The organism is Bacillus sp. L_1B0_5, assembly GCF_000836715.1.
Classification (GTDB): domain Bacteria; phylum Bacillota; class Bacilli; order Bacillales; family Bacillaceae_G; genus Bacillus_A; species Bacillus_A thuringiensis_S.
Map to the genome: position 1 here is coordinate 117,203 of NZ_JXIS01000032.1, position 15,872 is coordinate 133,074.

Genomic DNA, 15,872 nt, shown 5'->3' on the forward strand with positions numbered 1-15,872 from the left:
TTTTTGATGAAAACCGTCCTTTTTGTTCAAAATAAGAAAGAATGAAAAGGAGGGTAAGAAATGGCGAAACAACAAAATAAACAAAATGTACAAGGTGCACAGCAACAAGCTTATACTTCTGAAACGAATGCTGCATCTCAATCGGTTATTGAGGAGCAAATTAGCGATACGGTTGCAGAAGGAACTATTGATGTGAAGCTCGGAAAAGAATCGCAGGAAAAAGCGTAAGAAGAGGGGAGAGTTGCATCTCCTCTTTTTTTATGGAAAAGTGTCGATTTTCAAAACTATAATCAAATTCCTTGGTTTTTATATGTGGATTTCTTACAATGAAATATAAGAGATATCTTATTTTCTATAGAAGAGGTGTTAGTAGTGGCAAAAATATTAGTAGCGGGAAAAATTCCGGAAATTGGATTAGAACTATTAAGAGATCATGATGTAGAAATGTACGATAAAGAGGAGTTAATTTCTATAGATGAATTAACAGAGCGTGTAAAAGATAAAGATGCATTGTTAAGTTTACTTTCGACAAAAGTGCCAAAAGAAGTTATTGATGCGGCACCTCATTTAAAGATTGTTGCAAACTATGGTGCTGGTTACGACAATATTGATTACACGTATGCGGGCGAAAAAGGAATTGCAGTAACGAATACACCGAAAGTATCAACGGAAGCGACTGCAGAATTAACATTTGCACTTCTTTTAGCAGCGGCGCGTAGAATTCCTGAAGGGGATACGTTATGTCGTACGACTGGATTTAACGGGTGGGCACCGTTATTTTTCTTAGGAAGAGAAGTCCACGGTAAGACAATTGGAATTATTGGTCTTGGAGAAATCGGGAAGGCTGTTGCAAAACGTGCGAAAGCATTTGGAATGGATGTTTTATATACAGGGCCAAATCGTAAACTTGAAGCTGAAAGTGAACTGGGAGCAACGTATGTGACGTTGGAAGAATTATTACAAACAGCAGACTTTATTACAATTAACTGTGCTTATAATCCAAAATTACATCATATGATTGATGAAAAGCAGTTTAAAATGATGAAGAACACAGCGTATATTGTAAATGCTTCACGTGGACCAATTATGAATGAAGCAGCACTTGCTCATGCATTAAAAACGAATGAAATTGAAGGGGCAGCTCTTGATGTGTTTGAATTTGAACCGAAAATTACAGAAGAGTTAAAAGGATTAAAGAATGTAGTACTTGCTCCACACGTAGGGAATGCAACATTTGAAACTCGTGATGCGATGGCTGAAATGGCTGTCAGAAATATTATAGCTGTATTAAATGGCGAAGAGCCAGTAACACCTGTAAATCAAAAGGTATTAGTTACAAAATAAAAAGAAACCTTCCGGACTCGGAAGGTTTCTTATTTTTCTTTATTCGTTTTTTTAGAAGGTCTTTGTCTAATGAATTGAGATAACATGTACAAAATATATAGTGGAATGGCAATGAATAAGAAAACAGAAAAATTGCCAAATCCTGTTTGATACATTGTAATAATGATTCCAACTAAAAATAGTGTAATAATGATGCTATATCGTGGAATTGGTACATCTTTTAAACTTGGGATACGAATGCGGCTCACCATTAAAAATGCGAACGTTACAAATACGGTAATAAGAACGATTTTTGGAATGGTATGTGAAAATAATGTTAAGAAAGCAACAAGCCCTCCCGCTGCTGTAATCGGTACTCCAGTGAAATATTTCATTGAAGTAGAAGATGGTGTTACATTAAATCGTGCTAAACGATATGCTCCGAAAAGAGGGAATAATCCCGCTATGTATAATCCGATGATTCCGTAGTTTGAGAAAGATGTGTAATACATTAGAACAGCAGGTGCTGCACCAAATGTTACGACATCTGCAAGCGAGTCGAGCTCTTTTCCCATTTGTGAATCAACACGTAATAAACGAGCAACACGACCATCAAGACTATCTAACATCATCCCGATAAGTACTAAAATAGCAGCTGATTTATAATATCCTAAAGATGCATAGCCGATTGATAAAAATCCGCTATATAAATTTCCGAGCGTAAATAAGTTTGGAATAGCTGCTCTATACAAAATCTGATCCCTTGCTTTCTGTAATGAATTCTTAATTAGTGTATGAAAGTTTACTTATTTTATCATACCATAAATTTATTCCTCATACGAAAGAAATTACCAATTTGTGAAAGATTTCATAGAAGGATGGTTTGATAATTAAGTGGAAATAAAAAGAGGAAGCAACTTGTATAAAGTTGCTTCCTTTACTATTCAAATTTTGTTGTCATCGTTCCAGTTTTATATCGATTATTAGGGTCGAAGCGTAATAAATCTCCATAAATTAATTTGTCGGAGAATTTTAATTCCGTTTTTGCTTTTTCAATGTACGGCTGACATAGTGTTATATCAGTTTCTTCACCCGTACCTCTTTTGTAGCACATATTTTTTGTATAAATATATTCGTCAGAAACAAAGCTACCATCACGCATTACCATAAGTGGGTCTTTTTCTTTAATAAATAAGTCAGTTCCAAATTCAACTGATTTATTTGTTTTAATACCAAGTAAGTGAAGGAGCGTTGGCTTAATATCAATTTGACCGGAAACTTTAGAAACAACTTTTCCTTCTTGACCAGGCACATGAATAATGAGAGGGACTCGTTGTAATTGCATAGAATCGAATGGTGTAATAGTATCTTTCCCTAGGAACTGTGCCATAGCTGCGTTATGATTTTCAGAAATACCATAATGATCACCATAAATGACAATAACGGAATTATCATACAGTCCTTCTTCTTTTAATTGTTTAATAAATAATTTAAGAGCTTCATCTGTGTAACGAACAGTTGGGAAGTAGCGGTTTACGACACCACTTTCCGAGTTGAATTCATCAACATATTGATCTTCCGGATTTAGAAGAAATGGAAAATGATTTGTTAATGTAATAAATTTTGTATAGAACGGTTGCGGTAAAGATTTTAGCTTTGGAATAGATTGTTCAAAGAACTCTTTATCTTTTAATCCCCAACCGACAGACATTTGTTCCGTTCCTGCGTAATCATTTAAATTAAAGTAACGATCATATCCAAGCGCAGGATACATTACATCCCGATTCCAAAACGTTTTATCGTTTGAATGGAAGACGGCAGAAGAATATCCGTATTTCTTTAATTGTTCTGGTGTAGCTGTGTATTCATTTGTTGCATGCGTAAAGAATACAGAACCACGATCTAGCGGATAAAGTGAGTTTTCAACGATAAATTCAGCATCAGAAGTTTTACCTTGTCCAGTTTGGTGATAGAAGTTATCGAAATAGAAACTATCCTTAATAAATTCATTTAAAAATGGTGTAATTTCTTTTCCATTTATTTTTTTATTAATAACAAAGCTTTGTGTAGATTCCATTGAAATTAAAATTACATTTTTACCTTTTGCAGCTCCAAATAAGTTTTTATCAACTTGCTTGTCTTTTGAATCTGTATAGTTTTTAATTTCAGAAAATCCATCACCACTTGCAAATACACGCTCAGCTGAAGACTTGGATTGAAGTGTAATATCAAATAGATGATATGTGTATAAACCTAAATTTTTCACGACAGTTTGACGGTCAAATGAGCGTGAGAACATTTGTGGTTTATAAATAACTGATACAACAATTTGTAGTGCTAATAAAGCTGTTACACCGCTAAAGAAAGTTCGCTTCTCTGAGCGGGAAAGTGGTGTTTTGTCGCCAAATGATGGGAATTTACGCGAAATAAACATTAAAATAATTGCATCTGCAAATAAAAGTAATGTTTTGTACGTAAAGAGTTCTTTTATACTTGTCCCTAAATCAGCCATATTGTTTGTTTGGAATAAAACCGGGAAAGTAACGAAATCGTTATAGAACCCATAAAACATTGCGTTTCCAAATAAAATAAATGACAGTATAAAACTGATTCCAATTATAATTCGGTTTCGGTGCTTAGATGCAAGTAAAGCTAAGCCGAAAAATAAAAGTAACGCAGCTAGTGGATTAATAAAAAGCATGAATTCTTCAAAGAAATTATCAATTTTAATATCAAATGCTAGCTTGTACACAATATATGTTTTAATCCATAGTAAAACGACTGCAACGAGTGCAAATCGCAGTTTTGGAAACAGATGTTGTAGCATAATATACTCCTCTCCTAAAAAGCATGACAGTTCGTGAGTCAGTTTGCTTAACGACTCATTTTATATATACGAACAGTCCTTTGTTATTATGATTATTATACTATGAGTATCATTATACGAAAATAAAAGAGAGTTGTGGGCTTTTTTATAATAATCGAGTAGAAAAAGAGTGGTGGGAGACAATAAAACAGAATTTCTATGTATGATAATTATCGTACGCAGAAAGAAGCGCGTGATAATACGGAGGTTATAATGCGAAAATTATTATATTTTATAGCATGCAGTAGTGTTATACTTTTTACTTTACCGAGTGTGTCAATAGCTCAATATGATGCACCTCTTATGGAAGATGCACTTTATTCTGTTTTATTTCCAAAAATAAATAAAGCAATTGAAAAACAATATGGAAGTTTGAAACCGTATCAATGTCCTAAAATTATTAGTTTAAAAAAAGTGTATAGCGGTACATATTTATTTCAAGCAAGTATTGAAGTGACAAAGTATGAACGTGTTGCTGGGAAAATTGCTCCCCCATTTGAGAAGGTAACGATTACATTTAATAACGAAGAAGGCGAATGGGAAGTGAAAAAGATTTCAGTAAAGCGCTTACCAAATGATACAAAATTAAACTGTAAAAAAACAATATAAAAAATTGTTTGACAAATAAAATGGTCCTTTGGTATTGTTAATAGCAACAATTAGATGTTTGAAAATTAAATAGACTTACCTCATCTACTCTCAAAGGTAGAGGCCGCGATAGGAAAGAGTAAGCTATGGGAGATTTCATGGAATCTGTGATCATAGGCTGAAAGGGACTATTGCCGAAATATAAGAATAACCATCTTATTCATATATTGGGACTACATTGAATAAATGTAGTACTGTCATAAGATTTATTTTATGGAGAGCTATTTGGAGATGTTGATGCGGTTTCTTATTTTGAGGAGATAACAACTCGTTTATTTTTTCAATATATATTTTTCCTAATAAGAAACGCGTGTGAACATTGTTCCGCGCGTTTTTTGTCTATCTAAAAGCGTGCTGCAATGAATAGAAGATTGGGGTTATGAGTTTTAGAGGAAATAAGGGAGGAATTTAAATGTATTTACACGGCACAAGCCGAATTAATGGGCAAGGACACTTAGAAATTGGAGGGTGCGATACGACGCAGCTAGCAAAGCAATACGGAACACCACTTTATGTATACGATGAAGAGTCTATTCGAGGAAAATGCCGAGCATTTCATCGTGCTTTTAAAGAAAGTGGTTTCTCTTATCAAGTAGCATATGCAAGCAAGGCGTTCTTGTGCATGGAGATGTGCCGAGTAGCTCGTGAAGAGAATATGTCATTAGACGTTGTTTCTGGAGGAGAATTATATACTGCGCTCCAAGCAGGATTTCCAGCATCACGTATTCATTTTCATGGAAATAATAAAACAGAAGAAGAGATAGTGATGGCTCTTCAGGCGAATATCGGTTGTTTTGTCGTAGATAATTTCTTTGAATTAGAAGTTTTACACGATTTAGCGATGCAACATGGAAAGTTTGTGAACATATTAATTCGTGTAACGCCTGGAGTAGAGGCGCACACACATGAATATATTACAACAGGCCAAGATGATTCGAAATTTGGATTTGGCGTTTCAAACGGTCAAGCGATGCAGGCAATTGGATTTGCTTTACAAAAATCCAATTATAATGTGCTAGGGATTCATTCACATATCGGATCGCAAATATTTGAAACAGCTGGCTTTGTTCGAGCGATTGAAGTTCTTCGCCAATTTTTAGAAGAAGTGAGAGAGCAAACAAACTATGTAGTAAAAGTGTTAAATGTAGGCGGGGGATTTGGAATACGCTACACAGAGTCGGATACACCGTTAACTCTTGAGACATATGTGCGAGCTGTAACAAGTGCAGTGAGAGAACAATTTACTGTATGTGAATATCCATTGCCAGAAATATGGATTGAACCAGGCCGTAGCATTGTAGGTGATGCTGGGACAACAATTTATACAGTTGGATCTGTGAAAGATATTCCTGGTATTCGGAAATATGTATCAGTCGATGGTGGAATGACAGATAATTTAAGACCTGCTTTATATAGTGCGCGTTATGAAGCAATGTTAGCGAATCGAGGGAATGATGAGAATGAGGAACTCGTTTCGATTGCGGGGAAATGTTGTGAGAGCGGAGATATGTTGATTTGGGATATTCATTTACCGAAAGTCGCTGCTGCTGATTTACTAGCAGTTTCCTGTACAGGAGCCTACGGGTACTCGATGGCGAATAATTACAATCGGATTCGAAGACCAGCCGTTGTCTTTGCAAAAGGCGGAACATCGCAAGTAGTTGTGGAACGCGAAACATATGAAAATATTATTGGGAACGATCGCATACGTATTAAAGAGCTTGTTTAAATAGAAAAAGGAGTTGTTCGGATGGGCAATTCCTTTTTTGTAAAATAAAATAATTAAAATATATCGGAAAACTAGGATTGAAAAAAATCAGAATTGTGATAAAATACAAATACAAAGCTTATCAAGAGAAGCGGAGGGAACTGGCCCGAAGAAGCTCGGCAACCTGCTTATAGAAAGCAAGGTGCTAAATCCAGCAAAATGGAATCCATTTTGAAAGATAAGGTAAAATATATTACCGAACAGTCTTTTCGAAATGGGAAAGATTTTTTTATGAATAAAAAGGGGGGCTGTTCGCGTGAGTGTACGGGAACATTTTGATGAAGTATCCGAGAAGATTGAAGCGATGCTTGCTGATATGAAATATGGCTCAATTACAATTGTTGTGCAAGATGGAAAAGTAATTCAGTTAGAGAAAAGTGAAAAAGTACGTTTAAAGTGAAAAGCGCTGACTAGAAAAACTAGAGGCGATTTTAACCTATTTTCATTAGGTTAAAATCGTCTTTTTGCTTTTACAGGGGGAAAAAACATGTTGACGTATGAAACGTGGGAAGAAAATGTTGTTTCGTTTTCGGAAGAAGATGAAACGAAAGGTGCGCTATCAGTATTAAATTGGGCTTATGAAGAGTATAAAGATGAAATCGTCTACGCATGTAGCTTTGGGGTGGAAGGTATGGTATTGCTGCACCTTATAAACCAAGTAAATCCATCTGCTAAAGTTGTATTTTTGGATACAAATGTTCATTTTCAAGAAACATATGAATTAATTCAAAGAGTGAGGGAACGATTTCCTTCATTGAATATTATAGAAAAGCAGCCAGAACTTACACTTGATGAACAGGCGAAGTTGCATGGTGAAAAACTGTGGGAGAGCAATCCGAATCTTTGTTGTAAGATTAGAAAAATTTTACCTTTAGAAAAATCATTAGTCGTGGAAAAAGCATGGATATCGGGCTTAAGAAGGGAACAATCAGAAACACGTAAGCATACAAAGTTTATAAATCAAGATCATCGTTTTCAATCTATTAAAGTTTGTCCACTCATTCATTGGACGTGGAAAGAAGTTTGGCGATATGTATACAAACATAGCTTGCCGTATAACCCGTTGCATGATGTTGGCTATCCAAGTATTGGGTGTGAGAAATGTACTTTACCTGTAGGGGATGGTGGCGATTCAAGAGATGGTAGATGGGCTGGGAAAGTGAAAACCGAATGTGGTCTTCATTATCAATAAGATGAATCTTGAAATAAAGCTAAGAGGGGATATAGAAAATGAGCACAGTAAACGAATTAGTAAACCGTATAGATGAGACATATGACGTATCACAAATTGAAAAAGAAATTAAATTAGACAACATTGCTTTAAGTGATTTAGAACTATTGGCGACAGGTGGATATAGCCCGCTTACTGGTTTTTTGGGGAAGGAAGATTATGATTCAGTCGTAGAAACGCTTCGTTTAGCAAATGGTAGTGTGTGGAGTATACCAATTACATTACCGGTAACAGAAGAAGTCGCAGAAAGCCTGAAGACCGGAGAGGAAGTAAAGCTTGTCAACAATGGAAATATATATGGTGCTATTCAAATAGAAGATATTTTCGTACCAGATAAAGAAAAAGAAGCGTTACTTGTATATAAAACAACGGATGAGGCTCATCCAGGAGTGAAAAAATTATATGAACGACCAAACGTTTACGTTGGAGGAACTATTATTCTAACAAAACGCTTTGAAAATAATCAATTTCCTTCTTATCATTTAGACCCAATTGAAACGAGAGAAGAATTTAAAAAACGTGGGTGGAAAACAGTAGTCGGATTTCAAACGAGAAACCCGGTACATCGTGCCCATGAGTATATTCAAAAATCTGCTCTTGAAATTGTAGATGGTCTCTTTTTAAATCCACTCGTTGGAGAAACGAAATCGGATGATATTCCTGCTGATGTAAGAATGGAAAGCTATGAAGTACTCCTTCAAAACTATTATCCGAAAAATCGTGTCTTTTTAAGTGTATTTCCTGCTGCAATGCGTTACGCAGGACCAAGAGAAGCGATATTTCATGCGTTAGTAAGAAAGAATTTTGGATGTACCCACTTTATTGTAGGACGTGATCATGCCGGAGTAGGAGATTATTACGGAACATACGAAGCGCAAGAAATCTTCACGAATTTTACGATAGAAGAGTTAGGCATTACACCACTATTCTTTGAACATAGTTTTTATTGCACGAAATGTGAAGCGATGGCTTCAACAAAAACATGTCCGCACGGAAAAGAAGATCATGTTATTTTATCGGGTACGAAAGTAAGAGAACTATTAAGAAAGGGTGAGATTCCGCCAAGTACATTTAGTCGTAAAGAAGTAGTAGAAGTGCTAATTAAAGGTTTAAAAAAAGAAGTAGTAACAGAATAGGGAGAGAACGAGATGGATACGAATATTACTTGGCATACAGCTTCGGTTTCAAAAGATGAGAGAAGAGTGAAGAATGGACATCACAGTTTTGTAATTTGGTTTACTGGTTTATCAGCTTCGGGTAAATCTACAGTAGCGAATGCGGTCGCTCGTAAACTGTTTGAAAAGAATATTGGAAATTATGTGCTGGATGGGGATAACATTCGCCACGGTTTAAATAAAGACTTAGGATTTTCTGAAAGTGATCGCATGGAAAATATAAGACGTATTGGCGAAGTGGCAAAGTTATTTGTAGATCAAGGAACAGTTGTCCTTACAGCATTTATTTCACCATTTCGAGTAGACCGCAAACAAGTAAGAGATTTATTAGCGGCAGATGAATTTATTGAAATTTTTGTGAAGTGTCCGATTGAAGAGTGTGAGAAACGTGATCCGAAAGGACTTTATAAAAAGGCAAGAAAAGGTGATATTAAGGATTTCACAGGTATTGATTCGCCTTATGAAGAGCCAGAGCAAGCGGAATTAATTGTAGAAACGCACAAATATTCTATAGAAGAATGTGCAGAACAAATCGTGAAGTACTTACAAGAGCGTAGTTTTATCCCGCTATTTGCCGGGAAGTAAAATTCCTACCTCAAATTTCGATTGGGGCAAGGAAGTTAGGTGGGGGTCGGGCTGCCCGTAAATACCCGATTGGTTAAGGCTAATAATCAGCGTGGGATGAACAAAACTCTACTGATTAAAGTTTCACTTTATATAGGGGGATTTAAAAATGAGTTATGAAAAAGTATGGGCTAACAATGAAAAACTAAATCAGACGGAGAAAAATAAATTAGAAAAAGATGGCTTAGAAATTTTTAATGATATTCCTTACTATGCGGAAAATGGATTCGAATCTATTCCGAAAGAAGAGTGGGATGCTTTTAAATGGGCGGGATTGTATTTACAACGTCCAAAAGAAGCTGGTTATTTTATGATGCGGGTAAATATTCCGTCAGGGATTATTACAAATGCACAGGCAGAAGTACTTGCTTCTATCGCTGAGGATTATGGACGTGATGTAATAGATATTACTACGAGACAGGCGATTCAGTTTCACTGGTTAGAAATTCAGCAAATACCAGATATTTTTAAAAGATTAGCAAGAGTTGGGTTATCTTCAGCGGGGGCTTGTGGTGATATAACGCGGAATATTACAGGTAATCCGCTTGCTGGAATTGATGCAAATGAACTATTTGATACAACACATATTGTGAAAGAGGTATATGACTATTTCCAACATAATGAAGAGTTTTCTAACTTGCCACGTAAATTTAAAATGTCTATTAGTTCTAATATTTATAACTCAGCAAATGCAGAGATTAACTGTGTTGCATTTACACCTGCTACGAAAGAAATAGATGGTGAGAAAAAAGTTGGTTTTCATATAAAAGTAGGCGGAGGGTTGTCAGCCCGTCCATATTTAGCTGATGAATTAGATGTTTTCGTTTTACCAGAAGAAGTGAAGGCGGTGGCGATTGCGATTGCTACTATATTCCGTGATTTTGGATATCGTGAGAAACGTCATTTAGCACGTTTGAAATTTCTTGTTGCGGACTGGGGAGCAGAAAAATTTAAAGAGAAACTAATAGAGTATACAGGGCCTTTACAAAGTAAAGGAGAAAGTGCACTCAAAGGATGGAATGCAGGCTATTTTTATGGTGTTCAAGACCAAAAACAAGAGGGATTAAAATATGTAGGTTTTAATGTACCGGTAGGTCGTTTACATGCGGAAGAAATGTTTGAGATTGCAAGAATCGCAAAGCAATATGGAAATGGACAAATTCGTACATGTAATTCACAAAATTTCATTATTCCGAACGTTCCTCCGAAAAATGTAAAAGGATTACTTAGTGAACCGTTGTTTGAAGCGATATCTGCAAGCCCAAAATCATTTATTGGTCATGCGGTTTCATGTACCGGTATTGAATATTGTAATCTTGCACTAGTAGAAACGAAAGAAAGATTACGAAAAATTGCAGAATACTTAGATACACAAATTGCACTCGATGTTCCAGTTCGAATTCATATGGTAGGCTGCCCGAATTCATGTGGTCAACGTCAAATTGCTGACATTGGGTTACAAGGGGTGAAAATGAAAACGAAGGAAAAGGGAATTGTTGAAGCATTTGAGATATACGTTGGTGGAACGTTGTTAGATGGCGGTGCCTACAATCAAAAGTTAAAAGGAAAAATAGATGGCGAGGATTTACCTGATGTACTCGCATCATTTATAAGTTATTTCAAAGAGAATAAATTACCAGCCGAAACATTTTATGATTTTGTAGGTCGTGTTGGTGTAGACACATTACAAATAGCGTTAAATACCGTGTTAGAAGAAGTCATAGCGTCTTAGGGGGGCAATATGGATTTATATCGATTTGAAGCTGTATTAGTGAGTGATATTGTTCCGATTGTTGTTGTTGCTCAAAGTGAAGAACAGGCATTTAAGCTTGCGGAGATTGAGCTTGAAAAACATTTTTTACCGTTGCCAGAGGTAAAAGAGATTTCTTTGTTTGAGAAAAAGAAAATTCGAAAAGGTGCGGCATTTGTTATTCATGAGTAGAGAGCAGTAATACGAAAAAATAAAAGCTTCCATTCGTATATAAGAATGGAAGTTTCATTTTAATAGTAGAAATGAGGAGAGATGATGGGGAAGGTTTATATTGTTGGAGCGGGTCCTGGCGATCCAGATTTAATTACTGTTAAAGGATTGAAATGTATTGAGAAGGCAGATGTTATTTTATACGATCGTCTTGTGAATAAAGAGCTGCTTTCACACGCAAAGCCTGACGCGGATTTAATTTATTGCGGGAAACTCCCGAATTATCACACGATGAAGCAAGAAACAATTAATACATTTCTTATTAAGTATGCGAAAAAAGGAAAAGTTGTAACAAGGCTTAAGGGCGGCGATCCATTTGTATTTGGTAGAGGGGGAGAAGAAGCGGAAGCATTAGCAAAGCAAGGTGTACCATTTGAAATCGTCCCAGGTATTTCGTCTGGAATAGCTGCACCTGCTTATGCTGGTATTCCAGTGACGCACCGTGATGCAAGTGCAAGTTTTGCTATTGTGACTGGGCATAGGAAAGAAGGTGCTGAAGAAGAAGTGAAATGGGAAAGTTTAGCGAAAGGTGTAGAGACTTTAGCCGTATATATGGGGGTTAGTAATTTGCCCTACATATGTGAGCAACTTATGAAGCATGGAAAAGATAAAAGTACGCCAGCTGCTATTATTGAACAGGGGACGACGTCTATGCAGCGCACAGTTGTTGGGACATTAGGAACAATTGTAGATGTTGCGAAAAAAGAGAAAATTCAAAATCCGAGCATGATTGTAATTGGAGAAGTTGTCCGTTTTAGAGAAAAAATCCATTGGTTTGAGAAGCAAACAGAAAATGCTTATCAAGTAAGTGGAGTGTTGTAAAATGAAAGCCGTCTTATATATATGTCATGGAAGTCGTTTGAAGACAGCGAAAGAAGAGGCGATTCAATTTATTACATCGTGCATGAGCCGTATAGAAGCGACTATTCAAGAAGTTTGTTTTTTAGAGTTAGCGAATCCTTCTATTGAAGAGGGTTTTCATACATGTGTGAAGCGTGGGGCCACGGAGATTATTGCTATCCCTGTTTTTTTATTAGCGGCAGGTCATGTGAAGAAAGATATTCCATTTGAATTGGTAAAGCTCAAGAATCAATATCCGAATGTTAAAGTGACTTATGGTAATCCGTTTGGTGTATCAGAAACACTTATAAAATCAGTATATAACGGAAGTGGTATTGAACAGGAAGATAAGGCTGAAGTGACCCTTCTGCTCGTTGCAAGAGGGAGTAGTGATCCTGAAGTATTACAAGATGTAAAATGGATCGCTTCTTTATTTCAAGCTGAGGAGAAAATTAAAAAAGTTGAGGTTTGTTATTTAGCGGCTGCGGAGCCAAAATTTGAGAAGAAATTGCAGGAAGTTGTAGAACGGAAAGTGGAGAATATCATTGTGCTACCTTATTTGCTATTTACAGGTTTACTTATGAAACATATTGAGAAAGAAGTGCGCCAATATAAATTGGAAAAGATAAAAATAAGTCCATATTTAGGGAAGAATGAAGCGTTTCAAGATATGTTAATTCAGAAAACGACGGAGTTATTGAAAGGAGATCAGTATGTATCCACTTACAGTGCGAGTTAATGAGAAACGCGTTGTTGTTATTGGCGGGGGGAAAGTTGCAGGGTTTAAAATTATTCCTTTACTCAAACAAGGTGCGGATATAGTTGTGATAAGTCCAGAATTGGATGCGAATTTAGTAAAACTTGTGGAAGAAAAGAAAATTCGTTGGTATCAAAGAGAATATGAAAAAAGTGATATTAAAGGTGCTTTTTTAGTTGTTGCAGCGAGTAGTGATTCAATATTAAATGAACAAGTTGCTGAAGATGCCGCAGAGAATCAATTAGTAAATGTTATTACAAATCCGGAAAGTGGTAATGTTCACTTTCCAGCAGCGATTCATCGTGGTTTGCTTAATATAGCAGTTTCTACTGGGGGAGCGAGCCCGAAGCTCGCAAAAAAAATTCGAGATGAGATTGCAAATAAATATGATGAGGCATATGAATCATATTTAGATTTTTTATATGAAGTAAGGGTGAAGTTAAAAGATTTACAGTTAGAAAAGAGGGAACGAAATATATTACTCCAAGAAGTGTTGAAATCAGTATATGTGCAAAACGAGGGGAAAAGAGAAAGTTTTTTACAAGAATTAGAAGAGAAAGTTTTAAAATAATAAAAAGTAAATTGCGCTTTACAAATATGGAAATATAATTTATAATCACAATTAACTTCAATAGATGAAATCGATGAGCAAGAAGAGTACGTATATTTGATGCGGTCAGAGAGCTGGGGTTAGGTGTGAGCCCAGTACGATAAAATATACAGAATGGGCTTGCGAGAGGTATGTTGAACATTGTAGTAGGCAACCCGGGTTCCGCCGTTAAAAGGATAGAGTATCGGAATTATTCCTGTACTTGAACAAGTGGGATTTATCAATCCAATTGAGGTGGTACCACGGTATTTACATTACATATATCGTCCTCTACATGCATATTTGCGTGTAGGGGACTTTTTTATTTTCTAAAGGAGGTGTGCGAGTATGAAATGAAAGTGTATAATTAACAGAAATTTTAATATTCAGAAAAGGAGAGTTTATGATGAAAGAAACACAGCAATGGACGTCGAAAATAGGCTTTGTACTCGCAGCAGCCGGAGCCGCAGTAGGTCTTGGTGCAATATGGAAATTTCCGTATGTTGCAGGTAATGGAGGAGGAGGCGCATTCTTCCTTGTATTTTTACTATTAACTTTATTTATAGGTATGCCTCTTCTAATAGCGGAGTTTGTTATTGGACGTAGCACGCAAAAAGAGGCGGTTACAGCTTATAAAGTACTAGTGCCAAATAGCAAATTATATCCTTGGATTGGTCGTATGGGAGTTGTTACTTGTTTTAGTGTACTATCTTTTTATAGTGTTGTAGGTGGATGGATTTTACTTTATTTATATTATAGTGTGACAGGAAGTTTCTGGAATGGAGTAGCTGATTATGGACAATTGTTCGGTGAAACGATTTCAAATCCGTTAAGTGCGATTGGAGCACAATTTATCTTTATGCTTTGTACGATTTTTGTTGTAAGTAAAGGTGTAGAGAAAGGTATAGAAAAGGCAAGTAAGTACATGATGCCGCTATTATTTATTTTATTTATTGCAATTATTGTTCGTGCGTTAACACTCGATGGTGCTTTGGCTGGAGTAGAGTTCTTCTTAAAACCAGATTTTTCAAAGCTTACAGCAGATACGGTTTTATATGCGATGGGACAATCTTTCTTCTCTCTAACAGTAGGTGCATCCGTAATGGTAACGTATAGTTCTTATTTAAAGAAAGAAGAACATTTAGCGAAATCAGCAACATCGATTGTAAGTTTAACTGTTTTTGTTACAGTACTTGCAGGATTAGCAATCTTCCCAGCGATTTTCGCATTAGGAGTTAAACCGACTGAAGGACCGGGATTACTGTTTATCGTCCTTCCAGCAGTATTTGCAAAAATACCATTTGGTCAATTTTTCTTTATTATGTTTTTAATTTTATTCTTCTTTGCGACTTTAACTTCTGCCATTTCAATGCTTGAAATTGTAGTAGCATCTGTTGCGAAAGGTAACGAGAAGAAGCGTCCGTCAGCATCATTATTAATTGGTATTCTTATTTTTGCGGTCGGTATTCCATCAGCGTTATCATTTGGGATTATGAGTGACGTGAAAATATTTGGAAAAACATTCTTTGATTTAGTCGACTTTTCGGTAAGTAACGTATTGTTACCGTTAGGAGTACTAGCTATTTCATTATTTGTACCAAATAAAATGAGTAAAGAGTTGTTGATGAAAGAATTAGAAGTGACGGAAACGAAGGGGAAAACGTTATTTAACATTTGGTTCTTCTTACTTCGTTATGTTATTCCGGTAACTGTAATAATTGTATTTTTAAATGCTATAGGCATATTTAAAATGTTTGCATAATAAAAAGACGGAGAAATCTCCGTCTTTTTATTATGTTGTAGAAGTATTTAATAAACGATTATATGCTTTATAAGCTGTGACGACTGCGATGAATGAACCGATTAAAAATAACGCTGAGCCGCCAAATGTAAATATTCGGCCAATAAACGTTTCCCTAGCTTCTTCTATTTCTTGTTGTAATTGTGTATTCATATTAATCACCCCGTAAACTATAGGCATTTAGTTATAGTCTATGTAGAATGCCTATAGTGTGTGAAGTGTAAATAAAAAAACCTCGGTAGGTGAAGTGAACCCGAATAGTGGTACAT

General features: G+C 35.9%; 17 protein-coding genes, 2 riboswitches and 1 other annotated feature. Of the genes, 14 read left to right on the forward strand and 3 right to left on the reverse strand.

All coding sequences use genetic code 11. The features are described 5' to 3' along the window. The first annotated feature begins 60 nt into the window (after nucleotides 1-60). Together RT27_RS32395 and RT27_RS11110 are read left to right on the forward strand one after the other, a co-directional pair. A complete protein-coding gene (locus tag RT27_RS32395; RefSeq protein ID WP_001118878.1) occupies nucleotides 61-228 on the forward strand; it encodes a YozQ family protein in 168 nt (55 codons plus the stop codon). Between the two features lie 144 nt (nucleotides 229-372). After that, on the forward strand, nucleotides 373-1,344 hold the full coding sequence (locus tag RT27_RS11110) for an NAD(P)-dependent oxidoreductase (protein WP_016082326.1): 972 nt from the start codon (nucleotides 373-375) through the stop codon (nucleotides 1,342-1,344). A 29-nt stretch (nucleotides 1,345-1,373) separates the two neighbouring features. On the opposite strand, the gene pssA is transcribed toward RT27_RS11110, so the two are convergent. Further along, nucleotides 1,374-2,075: a CDP-diacylglycerol--serine O-phosphatidyltransferase gene (gene pssA / locus RT27_RS11115; RefSeq protein WP_000285418.1), complete on the reverse strand. Its 702-nt coding sequence runs from the start codon at nucleotides 2,073-2,075 to the stop codon at nucleotides 1,374-1,376. A 188-nt stretch (nucleotides 2,076-2,263) separates the two neighbouring features. Continuing rightward, nucleotides 2,264-4,150 carry an LTA synthase family protein gene (locus RT27_RS11120; RefSeq protein WP_016082325.1) on the reverse strand — a complete coding sequence of 629 codons (1,887 nt, stop codon included), beginning with the start codon at nucleotides 4,148-4,150 and terminating at the stop codon, nucleotides 2,264-2,266. A 252-nt stretch (nucleotides 4,151-4,402) separates the two neighbouring features. Between RT27_RS11120 and RT27_RS11125 the strand changes: the two genes are divergently transcribed. The 12 genes from RT27_RS11125 (at nucleotide 4,403) to RT27_RS11175 (ending at nucleotide 15,564) form a co-directional block, all read left to right on the forward strand. Continuing rightward, the gene (locus RT27_RS11125; RefSeq protein WP_029441814.1) at nucleotides 4,403-4,798 is read left to right on the forward strand and encodes a DUF3888 domain-containing protein; all 396 of its coding nucleotides are present in this window, start codon (nucleotides 4,403-4,405) and stop codon (nucleotides 4,796-4,798) included. An 89-nt stretch (nucleotides 4,799-4,887) separates the two neighbouring features. Continuing rightward, nucleotides 4,888-5,069: riboswitch (Lysine riboswitch) on the forward strand. A 180-nt stretch (nucleotides 5,070-5,249) separates the two neighbouring features. Beyond that, nucleotides 5,250-6,566 carry a diaminopimelate decarboxylase gene (gene lysA, locus RT27_RS11130; RefSeq protein WP_029441815.1) on the forward strand — a complete coding sequence of 439 codons (1,317 nt, stop codon included), beginning with the start codon at nucleotides 5,250-5,252 and terminating at the stop codon, nucleotides 6,564-6,566. A 115-nt stretch (nucleotides 6,567-6,681) separates the two neighbouring features. Then, nucleotides 6,682-6,790, forward strand: a riboswitch (SAM riboswitch). Between the two features lie 71 nt (nucleotides 6,791-6,861). Then, nucleotides 6,862-7,005 carry a YezD family protein gene (locus RT27_RS32400; RefSeq protein WP_000116158.1) on the forward strand — a complete coding sequence of 48 codons (144 nt, stop codon included), beginning with the start codon at nucleotides 6,862-6,864 and terminating at the stop codon, nucleotides 7,003-7,005. A gap of 87 nt (nucleotides 7,006-7,092) precedes the next feature. Continuing rightward, on the forward strand, nucleotides 7,093-7,797 hold the full coding sequence (locus RT27_RS11135) for a phosphoadenylyl-sulfate reductase (RefSeq protein ID WP_000959018.1): 705 nt from the start codon (nucleotides 7,093-7,095) through the stop codon (nucleotides 7,795-7,797). Nucleotides 7,798-7,835: 38 nt separating this feature from the next. Continuing rightward, nucleotides 7,836-8,972, forward strand: a complete 1,137-nt coding sequence (gene sat / locus RT27_RS11140; protein ID WP_043936108.1) for a sulfate adenylyltransferase — start codon at nucleotides 7,836-7,838, stop codon at nucleotides 8,970-8,972. Nucleotides 8,973-8,984: 12 nt separating this feature from the next. Further along, nucleotides 8,985-9,596 carry an adenylyl-sulfate kinase gene (cysC, locus tag RT27_RS11145; RefSeq protein WP_029441817.1) on the forward strand — a complete coding sequence of 204 codons (612 nt, stop codon included), beginning with the start codon at nucleotides 8,985-8,987 and terminating at the stop codon, nucleotides 9,594-9,596. Nucleotides 9,597-9,744: 148 nt separating this feature from the next. Beyond that, a complete protein-coding gene (locus RT27_RS11150) occupies nucleotides 9,745-11,367 on the forward strand; it encodes a ferredoxin--nitrite reductase (protein ID WP_043936110.1) in 1,623 nt (540 codons plus the stop codon). Between the two features lie 9 nt (nucleotides 11,368-11,376). Next, complete coding sequence (locus RT27_RS11155; RefSeq protein WP_000366918.1) at nucleotides 11,377-11,577, forward strand: DUF3906 family protein; 201 nt, start codon at nucleotides 11,377-11,379, stop codon at nucleotides 11,575-11,577. An 84-nt stretch (nucleotides 11,578-11,661) separates the two neighbouring features. Continuing rightward, a complete protein-coding gene (cobA, locus tag RT27_RS11160) occupies nucleotides 11,662-12,438 on the forward strand; it encodes a uroporphyrinogen-III C-methyltransferase (protein ID WP_043936111.1) in 777 nt (258 codons plus the stop codon). Between the two features lies 1 nt (nucleotide 12,439). After that, complete coding sequence (locus tag RT27_RS11165) at nucleotides 12,440-13,195, forward strand: sirohydrochlorin chelatase (protein WP_016082317.1); 756 nt, start codon at nucleotides 12,440-12,442, stop codon at nucleotides 13,193-13,195. Next, nucleotides 13,170-13,784: an NAD(P)-binding protein gene (locus tag RT27_RS11170; protein WP_029441820.1), complete on the forward strand. Its 615-nt coding sequence runs from the start codon at nucleotides 13,170-13,172 to the stop codon at nucleotides 13,782-13,784. Before RT27_RS11165 ends, RT27_RS11170 begins: the two co-directional genes overlap by 26 nt. A 64-nt stretch (nucleotides 13,785-13,848) precedes the next feature. Continuing rightward, nucleotides 13,849-14,097, forward strand: a binding site (T-box leader). 111 nt (nucleotides 14,098-14,208) lie between these two features. Then, nucleotides 14,209-15,564 carry a sodium-dependent transporter gene (locus tag RT27_RS11175; protein WP_043936112.1) on the forward strand — a complete coding sequence of 452 codons (1,356 nt, stop codon included), beginning with the start codon at nucleotides 14,209-14,211 and terminating at the stop codon, nucleotides 15,562-15,564. A gap of 30 nt (nucleotides 15,565-15,594) precedes the next feature. Here the strand turns inward: RT27_RS11175 and RT27_RS35210 are convergent, their stop codons facing one another. Continuing rightward, entirely contained in the window at nucleotides 15,595-15,756 is a 162-nt protein-coding gene (locus RT27_RS35210) for a hypothetical protein (RefSeq protein ID WP_172452168.1), read from the reverse strand. Nucleotides 15,757-15,872: the final 116 nt, after the last annotated feature.

Coding starts and splice junctions, on each gene's coding strand:
- RT27_RS35210 (WP_172452168.1), bottom strand. CDS start 15,756: ATGAATACACAATTACAACAAGAAATAGAAGAAGCTAGGGAAACGTTT.
- RT27_RS11120 (WP_016082325.1), bottom strand. CDS start 4,150: ATGCTACAACATCTGTTTCCAAAACTGCGATTTGCACTCGTTGCAGTC.
- RT27_RS11155 (WP_000366918.1), top strand. CDS start 11,377: ATGGATTTATATCGATTTGAAGCTGTATTAGTGAGTGATATTGTTCCG.
- cobA (WP_043936111.1), top strand. CDS start 11,662: ATGGGGAAGGTTTATATTGTTGGAGCGGGTCCTGGCGATCCAGATTTA.
- cysC (WP_029441817.1), top strand. CDS start 8,985: ATGGATACGAATATTACTTGGCATACAGCTTCGGTTTCAAAAGATGAG.
- sat (WP_043936108.1), top strand. CDS start 7,836: ATGAGCACAGTAAACGAATTAGTAAACCGTATAGATGAGACATATGAC.
- RT27_RS11170 (WP_029441820.1), top strand. CDS start 13,170: ATGTATCCACTTACAGTGCGAGTTAATGAGAAACGCGTTGTTGTTATT.
- RT27_RS11165 (WP_016082317.1), top strand. CDS start 12,440: ATGAAAGCCGTCTTATATATATGTCATGGAAGTCGTTTGAAGACAGCG.
- RT27_RS11150 (WP_043936110.1), top strand. CDS start 9,745: ATGAGTTATGAAAAAGTATGGGCTAACAATGAAAAACTAAATCAGACG.
- RT27_RS11135 (WP_000959018.1), top strand. CDS start 7,093: ATGTTGACGTATGAAACGTGGGAAGAAAATGTTGTTTCGTTTTCGGAA.
- lysA (WP_029441815.1), top strand. CDS start 5,250: ATGTATTTACACGGCACAAGCCGAATTAATGGGCAAGGACACTTAGAA.
- RT27_RS32395 (WP_001118878.1), top strand. CDS start 61: ATGGCGAAACAACAAAATAAACAAAATGTACAAGGTGCACAGCAACAA.
- RT27_RS11175 (WP_043936112.1), top strand. CDS start 14,209: ATGAAAGAAACACAGCAATGGACGTCGAAAATAGGCTTTGTACTCGCA.
- RT27_RS11125 (WP_029441814.1), top strand. CDS start 4,403: ATGCGAAAATTATTATATTTTATAGCATGCAGTAGTGTTATACTTTTT.